Genomic DNA, 12,096 nt, shown 5'->3' with positions numbered 1-12,096 from the left:
ATGTCGCTGGTGTACAAGATATTTATCGGGTTCCAGGAAGATCAGTATGTGATGAGAGATATAGCCAGCCAGGTAACGGCTGGCTCAGAAAGGTGGGTGTCCTAGATTTTGTTCACTCGGGCACCTCGGATGATTGGTTTGGTTGGCGCCTCCAATTCTCCGGGAATGCTCCGAGTGAACAACCTACAGAGAGATCACACCTAGCGGGTTCTTGGAGGAGCCGTGTGTGATGGGAGATGTAGCCAGCCGGGTAATGGCTGGCTCAGAAATGTGGGTGTCCAAGATATTCGTATTTTTAGCCATGGCAAGCAAAAGTGAGGTGGAGAAGAGAATTTTGTTAGATGTTTATAGGGTGATATTCCACTTCGAATGACCATATGCTGTGACTAAGAGCTTTGTATTTTATTGACGAGTTAATGTCATAGCTTGAAATTTTTGATGCTATGTTCCCCCCTATTCCCAAGTCCTCTTTAAACTCTAATTTAATAATGTTTTTCAGAAGATTACCATTAACTCTATCATGGGCCATAGTTCTAAGGTCTGGGTCCATTTCAACCCATGGTTTTAGATCTTCTGGTACGTGAGGAGGGTGCCTAGGTAATCCAAACTCTGAATATACACTCCTTGTTATACTGTTTGAGTTGCCAAATGACGCTTTGATACCGATTTCACTTGCAGCTTCTGAAATTGGTATTGTTCCCCCCATTATCCCTCTTTTTGTTCTAACCTCGGCATGAATTAACGATAATTTCTTTGCACCTAAAGAGGAGGCAAGTAGTCTAAAAGCAGCTTCTTTTTCTCTTGATAGTACAATACTAAATTCCTCTGGCACTATATATCGCTGTTGTTGTATTGGATGCTGTATGTATATAGAGCCATCTGGTGGAGTTAGACCTACATTAAATTTAAAGTAATTAACTGCATCACGCGGGCTAAACAATTTTATTTCTGTGTCTAAATCTATGATTCTATAGAGGTCGCTGGCAACCTCATCAAGGCTTTTATTTTTATAATAAACGTCTAGAAATTGTTTAATTATTGTGTCTGTTTTAAAAAAAGGTATAGGTAAAATATTGTGCACAGTTGATTTTGCATATGCCTTAGAGATCATTTTTATAAGCCCACTTTTGGACGCTACAACAATAACCTTCCTGTCAATACTATTCATCTAAACTATCCATCTCTTATGTTGTTCTAATTTCTGTAAGTTATTGCTGAAGAATCGCGTATGTTGGGTTAGAGTTCGAGGTTGGTGTTTAACAAAGTAAAACCCAAAGTTTACCGTGGAAGCTAATTTTATTTGGTTGTTTATTTTATATGATCAAAATTCAGCTTGTTTTGGAAATTATATTTCCCATTTGCTGGGCTGCGCTCAGCGCCAACCTACGAATTGCATCAATCACTGTTTAAGGCCCACGCTACCGCCCGTGGATTACAGCTTCCAATATGCTCCATTAACCAGCGAGGGCAGCAGCCCATCACTGATGAATAGGCACCGGATTGCTATGTTAAGCCAATCGAATCTGGTCTCACCAGTCAAAAAGTGACGCAACTATCAGGAAGTTCTGCGTTTTTTGCGCCAGCTCACCAATCTCGTCTCCTGGTGGGGCTGTGTGGGAGTGAACAGGGGGACTATAGTGCAGCGAGGCGAGGGTGCCTCGTTTGACCCGCGTGAGTGGGGGCTAACCACAATGGATAGAGATGGATGGGAGTGTGACATATGAAGCGGATCCTGATGGTGTTGAGTCTGTGTGCGACTGTGATGGGGATGGGCATGGGGGTGGCCCAGAGCGCGACGATGGCGAGCGATGGCTCTGGGGCGCAGCAGGCGTGCGAGGCCCAGGCCGCGGCCAAAAAGCTGGCGGGCGCTGCCAAGACCAGCTTTGTGGGCAAGTGCGTCAAGGATGCCTCCGCCAGTGCCAAGGCGAGTCAGTGTGAGAAAGCGGCGGCCGACAAGAAGCTGGCGGGGGCGGCCAAGAACAGCTTCGTGCAAAAGTGCCTGAAGACGGATGGGGCCGCCGACAAGGCGAGCCAGTGCGAGCAGGCGGCGGCGGATAAAAAGCTCGCCGGGGCAGCCAGGAACAGCTTTATCCAGAAGTGCGTGAAAACCACCTGAGCCGGTTTCGGCAGAGAAACAAGCGCCGGTTGAGGCAGTGATGAGAAAGGGGCCATGGGCCCCTTTCTCTTTTGCAAGGGCGGCCTGGCAGGCCACCCGACGGGCCATCAGGCCCCGGTTTCGGGCGGGGTATGCTCGGGGGCGCCGCTCAGCAGATCCTGCCCCTGATCCTGGCTCAGCATCAGATAGCGTTCGTACTGGCGCAGCACATCGGCGCTCAGTTCGTCCCGGGTCAGGTACTGAACGTCATACCCGGCGCGGCCATCGGCGAAGAAGGTGATGGGCTCGAAGATGCGGGCCTCGGGATCATGGTTGTGGGCCGCCTCCAGGGGGTTGAAGGCGGGGGCGGGGCGGGCTTCGATGCGTACCCCGTAGCAGAAGTCGCGCCGTCCTTCCTGGGGCACCAGCAGGTGGCACTGCTGCGCATCCTGCTCGACCCGGCTGGCGAGGCCACGGGTCTCGAACTCCCGGCACAGGGCGGTGAGGGCGGGCAGTGCTATGTCGCGCAGGAAGTTGCTGGCCTCCTCTTCGGTGGAGGGGCGCAGCAGGTGATCCATGCGGGTGCGCCACTGCTTGCCGTTCCAGAAATCGGTGGCGGGGGAGAGGCGCCTGGCCGAGTGCTCCTTGTCCGCGATGAGGCCGCGCACCAGGCCGAGGCAGAGCAGCACCATGATGAGGGCGAACGGCAGGGCGGCGATGAGGGTCATGGATTGCAGCGCCGCCAGGCCCCCGGTGCTCATCAGGGTGCCGGCGGTGACCCCGAGCAGCAGGGCCCAGAACAGACGCTGCCAGATGGGGGAGTGCGCCTTGCCCTGGGTGGCGATGTTGTCGATGACGAAGGCCCCCGAGTCGGCGGAGGTGACGAAGAAGACGCTGATGAGGATCACCGCCAGCGCCGAGGTGATGTCGGCCCCCGGCAAGAGGTCAAAGAAGTTGAACAGCAGGGTGTCTATGTTGCCGACCGAGTCGATGAGGGTCTGACCCCCCGCCTGCTGGCTGGCCCAGATGGCGGCGTTGCCGAACACCGTCATCCACAGCAGGTTGAAGGCGGTGGGCACGAACAGGACGCCGAGGATGAACTCGCGCAGGGTGCGCCCGCGGGAGATGCGGGCGATGAAGAGGCCGACGAAGGGGGACCAGGAGATCCACCAGGCCCAGTAGAGCAGGGTCCAGTTGCCAAACCAGCCCGCCTGGCGGGTCTCGCTGTAGGTGAAGGTGCGGAAGGTGAGCTGGCTTAAAGAGGAGACATAGTTGCCTATGTTCTCGGACAGGGCCCCCAGCAGGTACTGGGTGGGGCCGGCCACCAGCACGAACAGCAGCAGCACGATGGCGAGGAAGAGGTTGAGCTCTGAGAGGCGTTTGACCCCCTTGTCGAGCCCGGTCACCGCAGAGATGCCGGCGAGGGCGATGACGACGCCGATGAGGCCGAAGCGAAACAGCTCCCCCGAGGTGTCCATCCCGGTGAGCCGGGTGATCCCCGCCGACAGTTGCAAGACCCCGTAACCGAGGGTGGTGGCGATGCCGAAGATGGTGCCCACCAGGGCGAACACGTCCACGGCGTGGCCGAGCGGCCCGTGGATCCTCTCCTTGAAGATGGGGTAGAGACCCGAGCGTATGGTCAGGGGCAGGTTGTAGCGAAAGCCGAAATAGGCCAGCACCAGGCCGACGATGGCGTAGATGGCCCAGGCGTGAAAGCCCCAGTGGAAGAAGGTGGTGACCATGGCCTCGCGGGCGGCCACCGGGGTCAGGGGCGTCGCCTGGGGCGGCGAGACGAAGTGGGTCATGGGCTCGCCCACCCCGAAGTACATGAGCCCTATCCCCATGCCGGCGGCAAACAGCATGGCGAGCCAGGAGGTGAAGCTGAACTCGGGGCGCGCGTCGTCCGGTCCGAGCCGTATGTTGCCGTAGCTGCTGAAAGCCAGCACCAGCAGCAGGATCAGGAACATGCCGACCACCAGCACATAGAACCAGCTGAAGTGCTGGGCTATCCAGCTCTGGCCGTCGCCGAAGAAGCGGGCGGCCGCCTCCGGCGCCAGGGAACAGACGGCCAGCAGCGCCAGGATGAACAGCAGGCCGGGAATGAAGATGGGCAATGACAGGGTACATCTGGGGGGGCGGGGTGCGGTCATGGGACACCTTGGGGTAGTGGGACTCAAGACACTATAGGGCCATGTGCGCAAAAGAGGGGGAGTTGTTTGTCAAATCAGACGTTGGCTACCCCCTTTCAAGCTTTCGGTGACGGCGAGACACGGCGCGCACTGACAGGCAAGCGGGATGTGGTTTGTTGATGGCGCAGATATGCGCGATCACCTCTGCCTGGGGGCTGTCGCCGAGCAGGGTGATGCTGCCCCGGTTTGCCCGGTTCAGGGGGCGGGCAGGGACTGGGCGCGGCAGAAGGTGAGGAAGCGGCGCAGGGCGGCGGAGTGGAACTTCTGCTTGTGCCAGGCGAGAAAGAGCTGGCGGGGGAAGCTCTGGCTCGGGGTGAGTGCCACCAGACGGCCGCTGTGCAGGCGATCGGAGACCGCGAGGCGGGAGATGAAGGAGATGCCGAGCCCCTTCTCCACCGCCAGCATCACCGCCTCCAGGGTGTTGAGCTCGAGCCCCGCCTGCCAGCGCGGCAGGTGGGGCTGGAGCTGCTGCTCGAACTGCTCTCGGCTGCCTGACTGCGCTTCGCGCAGCACCCAGGTCTCATCGGCGAGCAGGGAAAGGGGCAACTCCCGCTGCCCCGCCAGGGGGTGGTGGTGGGGGGCGATGATCAGCATCTCGTCTTCGAGCCAGGGCTCGCTCACCAGATCCGGGTGGTGGTTCTCCCCCTCGATGAGGGCCAGATCCAGTTCGAAGTGGGCCAGGGCATGGCACAAGAGATGGGTGTTGGCGATGGTGACCCTGGGGGCGGCGCCCAGGGCCTGGGCACTCCCCGCCAGCAGGGTGGGCAACAGGTAGTTGCCTATGGTCTGGCTGGCCCCCAGGCGCAGCTTGCCGCTCGGCTCGGCGTCAGGGCGAAACAGCTGCTCTATCTCCTGCATCCGGGTCAGCAACTCTTCGGCGGCCGGTTGCAGCAGGCGTCCCTCGCCGTTGAGCTGGAGCCTGGGATGCACCCGATCGAACAGCGGGGTGGCGAGCTGGCGCTCCAGCTCCTGCAACGACTGGGAGACGGCCCCCTTGCTGAGGCAGAGCTCGCTCGCCGCGCCCCCCAGGTTGCCGTGGCGGGCTATGGTGGCGAACACCTTGAGTTGTTGCAGGGTCAGCTTCATGTCGTTTGATTTTCCTAAACGCTTAGTTCAATTCATTTAGATATCGTAAACGATAGACCCTCTTTATCCTATACACATCGTCATCAACAAGAGGGTATCCGTCATGATCGCACGCACCCGTCGCTCCCTGGCCGCCGCCCCGACCCCCATGGCCGGTCTGGCACTCGGGATCGCCAGCCTCGGCTGGTGTTGGGAAAATGCCGGTCAGTTCGATGGCCGCCTGCAACTGCTGGGGGCCGCCATCGCCGCCGTGCTGCTCCTCGTCCTCACCTTCAAGTTCCTGCTGCACCCGCGTCTGCTGTGGCAGGATCTCGCCCACCCCGTGGTGGGCAGCGTGGTGCCCACCTATGCCATGGGGACCATGGTGGTCTCCAAGGCGGTGGGGCTGCTGGTCCCGACCCTGGGGCAGGGGCTCTGGCTGTTTGCGGTGGCCATTCACCTGGTATTCCTCGCCACCTTCGTCTGGCACAGGGCCAAGGCGTTTGAAATTCACCACATGGTGCCGAGCTGGTTCGTGCCACCGGTGGGGATCATAGTGGCGGACGTCGCCTACCCGGGCGGTCCCTTCGCGGCCCTGGCCAATGGCCTGCTCTGGTTCGGCATGGCCTGCTACGGCCTGATGCTGCCGTTGATGCTCTATCGCCTCATCTTCAGTCACGAGGTGCCGGATGCCGCCAAGCCCACCATCGCCATCCTGGCGGCCCCGGCCAGCCTGTCACTGGCCGGCTACCTCACCGTGAGCCAGGATCCCTCCCTGCTGCTGGTGGCGGTGCTGCTGGGGATCGCCGTGCTGATGACCGGCATCATCTACCTGGCCTTCATCAAGCTGCTGCGCCTGCCGTTCTCGCCGGGTTATGCCGCCTTCACCTTCCCCCTGGTGATCGGCGCCACCGCCCTGTTCAAGGTGAGCCAGCTGCTGTCGCAGTGGCCAGAGGCGGCCCGCTATGCCGAGCAGCTCCATCAACTGGCCTATCTGGAGCTGGGGGTGGCCACCCTGGTGGTGGGTTACGTGGCGCTGCGCTACCTGATGTTCTTCCTGCCCCTGGGTCAGTCCGACGCCTTGGGCCAGGCCGTGCGCCGCTGACGATGAGCGTCATCCTCCAGCCACAGACCCCGTCTTGCGGGGTCTGTCTCATTCTGGTGACGGGAGAGTGCCGCCCTGCTCAGGCCGTCCATCGCCATGTGACTGACATGTTCAGCCACCATGGGGAGGCGAACCAACGGCAAAACCCATGGATGGCGGTGGGGCTGGCGGGCGAGGGTATGGCATAAAAAGACCATCCCCCAGGTCGGGGGATGGTGGTGATGGCGGCCACGAGGGCGCGCGACTGGCTTCCCGGCTCGGCGCTATCAGCCAAACCAGCCCGATACCCAGGCGCTGATGGCATTGAAGGTGCTCTTGATGCTCTCCCAGGCATTTTTTACCCATTCGAGTATGTTTGCGACGATCTTCGAGATGAAGGTCACTATCTTGTCGAACAGCGCCTGGAAGAAGGTGCCGACGGATTCCAGCACGCCGAGGATGGCCCCCTGAGCCTCGGGGTGGGCCTCGCCGATACGCAGCGCCTCATCGTAGATCCGATCGACGTTCTTGGCCGCCTGCTCCTTGGCCTCGATCCTTTTTCTCTCAAGGGCAGCCCTGAAGGCATCCTGGGCGGCGGTGGAGACCTTGTCATTTTTCAGGGTCTGGGTCTCGGCGGTAATGCCGGTCTCTATGGTTGCGCACTCTTCCTGGCCCAGGCTTTGGGCATAGCGTTCGAGCCCTTGCACCACGTCCTGGCCGTTGTCGCTGAGGCTCGTCCTGGCCTGGCTTTGGAAGAAGACTACGTGCTCTTGCTTCGGATGGTAGCGAGACTGCCGACCCGCCTTGATATTGCTTTTGTAGTGATCGCGCATGTCATTCAGGGTTAAGGCAAAGCTACTCATAGTGTCTCTCCAGCCAGAAATGATAAGGGGCGTGGACGCTTGATCTGGGGGGCTCGTCTGATACACCACCCGGTTTACGGCCACGCCCCAGAATCTATCCAGCCGAATTGCATCTCGCTACTGATAAAACTAACATTGGCGTTTTTTGCAGATCCCGCTAGGCGGGAGAGAAGGGGAAGCCAGCCTGTCTGGATGGGGGGCCGAGGCTGGCGGGAGCGGCCAACGGCGCTTCATCCAGACCTGGGTCAAGACCGGCTGAGCACAACGTCTGGGGCGAGCTCGGCACGCGCGCCGTCTCGACCACAGAGGTTCATGGCGGCTGCCCGGATGAGGGGCGGCGCCCCTAGAAGCTGGCCCCCAGGCTGATGTATTGCCGCCACTCCTTGCCATCTATGCCAATCCGGCCATCGGGCCCATTGAACCAGGCGTCGTCCCAGTCGAGCTCGCTGGACCAGGAGAGGCGCACGTTGTCGTTGAAGTAGTAGCGCATGCCGATGCTGCCGTTGACGCTCTGGTTGAGGGTAAACAGCGGCGTGTCCTGATCCAGGTACTTGATATAGGTGCCCTTGCTAAACAGTTCGACCTGCTCGTTCCAGACAGGTTGGCGATAGTCCCAGCCGAGGTTGGCGAAGGGGTAGGAGGCGTGCAGCTTGCCAAACAGTTCCATGATGGCGTCGTTGTCATCACTCCAATAGGCGTGACGTACCCCGCCCTGGGCGATGAGTTCGAGGCGGCGCTTCTTGTCGTTCCAGAAGCGGTAGCCCGGGCCAGAACCAAGGTCCAGAGAGAGGTAGTTGGTGTCGATCAGGTCGTACTCGTAATCCAGCGAGCTGCGCCAGAACCAGTTCTGATCGAAGAAAACATCGACGATGGGCTTGAGCTGGTAGTCATGGTTGTCGGTCTTGCCGTCCGTGGTTTCGTAGTTGTATTCCCCCTCCAGGGTGTAACGCCAATCCATGTTGGCGACCTCCAGATTGCCCTTGAGGTTGACGTCATTGCTCCTGCTGGTGTTGCTCTTGAGCTTGATGTTGACGTCGCCGTTGCCCGTCATGTGCCAGGTGCGCTCGGCATTCCCGAGGGGGCTGAAGTCTATCCCCCCCTTGGCGGTCGGCTTGGGCTTGTAGGGCTTGTCGAGCCGCCAGCGCATGATGGCGCTGCGCTCTATGGTGAGGGGCTGGCCATAGGGCAGCTTGATGCGCACCATCTTGTCGGTCATCTCCTCGACCTTGCCGCTCAGGCGATCGCCGTTGTGCATCCAGAGGATGTCGGCGCCATGGAGCGGGCAGGCCCCCAGCAGGAGGCAGAGAATGAGCAGGGGCCGCAGCCGGGTCACAGAGTTCATCATGGCGCGGCTCAGCCACCCACCAGCAGCGGCATGCCGATCTTGCGTTCCAGCGCCAGGCTGGCCTGACCCGCATCGACCTCGGGGGCGTCGATAAAGCCCTTGACCGCCGGGCTCAGCACCAGGGGGGCGCCTTGCTCCAGCTCGAGTTCGGTGCGAGACAGGGGGGAGTGCACCTCCAGCCAGCGGCTGCCGTCGGGCTCGATGGCACCCTTGACCGGCTGGTTGATGACGCGAACCTGGGTACCGAGCGGCACCATGGCAAACAGGGACTCGATGTCATCGGGACGCAGCCGGATGCAGCCGGCGCTGACCCTCAACCCCACGCCGAACGCCTTGTTGGTGCCGTGGATGAGGTAGTCCTTGTTGCCATACCCCAATCGCATGGCGAATTTGCCAAGGGGATTGTCCGGGCCGGGGGGCACCACGGCGGGCAGGTCTATGCCCTTTTGCTCCAGCCAGGACTTGCGCACCATGGGGCCGGGGGTCCAGGTGGGATTCGGGTTTTTGGCGATGACTGTGGTGGTCATTTCCGGGGTTTCGCGGCCTATGTCGCCTATGCCGATGGGCAGCACCACTACCTCTGCCTTGCCCTTGGGGAAGTAATAGAGCCGCAGTTCCGGCAGGTTGATGACGATCCCCTCCCGCGGTACGTCCGGCAGCAGCATCTGGGTCGGCAGGGTCAGGCGGGTGCCTGGCTTGGGCAGATAGGGGTCGACCCCGGGATTGGCCTCCAGCAGAGCGAGGAAACCTGTCTGGGTGCGTGCCCCGATCAATTCCAGGTGATCCCCCTGTTGCACTATGTAGTCTTCGGGGGCGCCGATGAGGCGGCTGTTGGCCTCGGGCAGGGGATAACGGGTGGCGAGGGCAGAGCCTGCCCAGCAGGCGGTCAGGAGCGGCAGCAGAATACGCAAGTTGAGCATCATGAGTCCAAGTCGTCGAAACGGGTCCCTCTGGGAGGGGAAATTGAGGTCGAAATTGTCAACCAATCGGGCCGTGAAAGCCAGCCCGGCAGTCGAGGCGGGGAGGGGGCGCCCCTGCCCGGGCCGAGTTGGGAGCCAGTCAGGTCAAGCTTGTCGTCTGGCGAGGGAAGAGGCCCTGGCGCAGCGAGCCGCCCAGGATGGCGTATTTCTATCCAGTCGGTTGATCTTCAAAGAGATTGAGATTGATCTTCGCGCCGGGAGTGAGTCAGAATAGCCGCCACGGAGAGATGCCGGAGTGGCCGAACGGGATTGACTCGAAATCAATTGTGGCAGCAATGCCACCCAGGGTTCGAATCCCTGTCTCTCCGCCATCTTTTGAAAAGGCCCGGTCGATGACTCGACCGGGCCTTTTGCATTTCTTGCTCTGGCTTGGCCAAGCCATGGCCCAGCGTATCTGAGCATCAGGCCATGCTCCGGCCTAGTGTGGCTGATGATGCAATAGGCCTGCGGCCACCATGGCAGTGGTAGCGACAGCGCTGCAGCGAGTGGAATCCGTGCAGGCGGTCGATTCCTGAGCGCTCTGCCCGTCACGTTGGTAGATGGAGACCCCCTCCTTTATCGTCTCTTCGATCCGGATATCGGCCAAAGTCTCGGGCTTGACCTTGAGCGGATTGGCCGAGAGCACCACCATGTCCGCCAGCTTGCCGACTTCCAGCGACCCCTTGTCGTGCTCCTCCTTGTATTGGGTCGCCGCCCACAGGGTCTGGGCCTTCAGTCCATCCAGGGCGGAGACCCGTTGATCCGGCCCGATGGGGCGTCCGGTACGGCTGATCCGGTTGACGGTCGAATAATAGACCCGCATGGCATCAGGCAACGCCACGGGGGAGTCGTGGTGCGAGGTGAAGATCATCCCCAGTTCGCGCGCCCATCCGGTGGGAGAGATATGCTGTGCCCGCTCCTTGCCAAGCACGGAGTCACTGTGCCAATCCCCCCAGTAGAAGGTATGCATCGGAAAGAAGGAGGGGAAGATGCCGAGTCGCTGGAACGAGGCGACCTGATCCTTGCGGGCGGTCTGGGCATGGATGGCGACAAAGCCGCGATCCGGCTTGCCATGTTGCTTCTCGCTGGCCTCAATCCCCTTGAGCAGCTGATCGATGGCCGCATCACCGTTGACGTGGGTGAGCAGCTGCCAACCGTTGCGCTGGGCCAGTTCGATGTAGTGGGCTGCCTGTTCGTCGCTCATGCTGGGATAGCCCTTGTAATCGGCCTTTTGTCCGGCAGGGGGCACGAAATAGGGCTGGGTCAGCCAGGCGGTCTTGTCCTGAGGGGAGCCATCGAGGTTGAGCTTGGCTCCCGCGACCCGGAACCCGTTCAGGTAGTGGCTGGAGTAGTAGGGCGGGGCGATGACATCCCGCGCAATCTGGATATCGGGATAGGCCGCGACATCCAGGGGCAGCCTGGCTTTCTGGGCCAGCTGGTACATGGTCTTGACCGCTGAGGTGGAGGCGCGCCCCTCCTGGGCCGTGGTGTAACCGAAGCTGGCATAGAGTGTCATGCCTGCCTTGAAAATCGCCTCGTTTTCCCTGTCGTTCAAGTTGGCGAACATCGGCAGCAAGGTGCCAAAGAAGGCCGTCTCCTCCAGTACCCCATTGGGCGTCTTGCCGTCCGCTTCACGGCGGATCTTGCCCCCTTCTGGATCCTGGCTGTCGGGCCCGAATCCGGCCAGCGCCAGTGCCTTGCTGTTGAGGGTGGCAAGGTGGCCAGACTGATGGATGATGAGCACCGGGAGCTCTTGCGACACGGCATCGAGCTCCTGACGGGTGGGGTGGCGCCCCTCCTTGAGCTGGGAGTCGTCATAACCGAAACCCAGAATGATCCCGTGCTCCCTGTTTTGCGGTTTGGCGACCCAGTTTCGCAGCGATTGTTGCAGGGTCGCAATGCTGGTCACTGCTCCATCCGGCGGGGCCAGCAGATTGGCGGAGAGCGCCTGGATCCCGGTGTTGAACACGTGACCATGGGCATCGATAAAGCCCGGGATCAGGGTCTTGCCCTGCAGGTCGACTACCCGGGTTTCGCCATCACGCAGCGTGAGGATGTCGCGCTCGCTGCCCAGCGCCAGAATGCGGCCATCCCTGATGGCCAGCGCCTGCGCCGTCGGCGCCGCATCATTGACGGTAACGATATCGCCACCGAGATAAATGGTCTGGGCGGTGGAGTTGGCTGGGCTGGCGGCATGGGCCGAACTGGCCGCCAGCAATGCGATGGCGATAGGGGTGATGTTCATGTGACATGCTCCATGCCGACAGGTCACTGGGATGGCTCACCGCAGTTGTCCAATCAGGCGCGTTGTGAAGGGAATATGCTGAATATACAAGGATATGCCCTGCTCCAATGTGACACAGCAGCGAAATTCATCTGAGCCTCCACACCGGTTCAGAGCGCCCCCTCTTCCCGGGCCTTGCCACTCCAGCATGGGATCACCGTCGTGTCTCGTGTCTGCGCAGTGACAGTGTGCACGTCAAGCACCTGCTGCTT

9 protein-coding genes and 1 tRNA gene are annotated in these 12,096 nt (G+C 60.4%); 3 read left to right on the top strand and 7 right to left on the bottom strand.

Annotated features, from left to right (window positions below; translation table 11 throughout):
- Positions 1–337 precede the first annotated feature (337 nt).
- Positions 338–1,168 carry a hypothetical protein gene (locus tag ACEUCR_RS05045; protein ID WP_408788495.1) on the bottom strand — a complete coding sequence of 277 codons (831 nt, stop codon included), beginning with the start codon at positions 1,166–1,168 and terminating at the stop codon, positions 338–340.
- A 552-nt stretch (positions 1,169–1,720) separates the two neighbouring features.
- Between ACEUCR_RS05045 and ACEUCR_RS05040 the strand changes: the two genes are divergently transcribed.
- Positions 1,721–2,116, top strand: a complete 396-nt coding sequence (locus tag ACEUCR_RS05040; RefSeq protein WP_408788493.1) for a hypothetical protein — start codon at positions 1,721–1,723, stop codon at positions 2,114–2,116.
- A gap of 107 nt (positions 2,117–2,223) precedes the next feature.
- Here the strand turns inward: ACEUCR_RS05040 and ACEUCR_RS05035 are convergent, their stop codons facing one another.
- Positions 2,224–4,245, bottom strand: a complete 2,022-nt coding sequence (locus ACEUCR_RS05035) for a BCCT family transporter (protein ID WP_392443134.1) — start codon at positions 4,243–4,245, stop codon at positions 2,224–2,226.
- Positions 4,246–4,479: 234 nt separating this feature from the next.
- A complete protein-coding gene (locus ACEUCR_RS05030) occupies positions 4,480–5,370 on the bottom strand; it encodes a LysR substrate-binding domain-containing protein (RefSeq protein WP_408788491.1) in 891 nt (296 codons plus the stop codon).
- Between the two features lie 103 nt (positions 5,371–5,473).
- Here ACEUCR_RS05030 and ACEUCR_RS05025 point away from each other — a divergent pair, with 103 nt between their 5' ends.
- A complete protein-coding gene (locus ACEUCR_RS05025; RefSeq protein WP_111875003.1) occupies positions 5,474–6,454 on the top strand; it encodes a TDT family transporter in 981 nt (326 codons plus the stop codon).
- A gap of 266 nt (positions 6,455–6,720) precedes the next feature.
- Here ACEUCR_RS05025 and ACEUCR_RS05020 read toward each other — a convergent pair whose 3' ends face one another.
- The 3 genes from ACEUCR_RS05020 to ACEUCR_RS05010 form a co-directional block, all read right to left on the bottom strand.
- Entirely contained in the window at positions 6,721–7,296 is a 576-nt protein-coding gene (locus ACEUCR_RS05020; RefSeq protein ID WP_408788489.1) for a hypothetical protein, read from the bottom strand.
- 343 nt (positions 7,297–7,639) lie between these two features.
- Positions 7,640–8,641, bottom strand: coding sequence for a DUF481 domain-containing protein (locus tag ACEUCR_RS05015; RefSeq protein WP_408788488.1), 1,002 nt, complete (start codon positions 8,639–8,641; stop codon positions 7,640–7,642).
- Positions 8,642–8,649: 8 nt separating this feature from the next.
- Positions 8,650–9,561 (bottom strand): L,D-transpeptidase family protein, encoded by a 912-nt coding sequence (locus ACEUCR_RS05010; RefSeq protein ID WP_408789053.1) that lies wholly within the window; start codon positions 9,559–9,561, stop codon positions 8,650–8,652.
- Positions 9,562–9,842: 281 nt separating this feature from the next.
- Between ACEUCR_RS05010 and ACEUCR_RS05005 the strand changes: the two genes are divergently transcribed.
- Positions 9,843–9,932, top strand: a tRNA-Ser gene (locus tag ACEUCR_RS05005).
- A gap of 107 nt (positions 9,933–10,039) precedes the next feature.
- Here ACEUCR_RS05005 and ACEUCR_RS05000 read toward each other — a convergent pair.
- Positions 10,040–11,845: an amidohydrolase gene (locus ACEUCR_RS05000; RefSeq protein ID WP_408788486.1), complete on the bottom strand. Its 1,806-nt coding sequence runs from the start codon at positions 11,843–11,845 to the stop codon at positions 10,040–10,042.
- Positions 11,846–12,096: the final 251 nt, after the last annotated feature.

It is taken from the genome of Aeromonas bivalvium (assembly GCF_046078285.1).
Classification (GTDB): Bacteria; Pseudomonadota; Gammaproteobacteria; order Enterobacterales; family Aeromonadaceae; genus Aeromonas; species Aeromonas bivalvium.
This window is presented reverse-complemented; position numbering and strand designations above follow the sequence as displayed.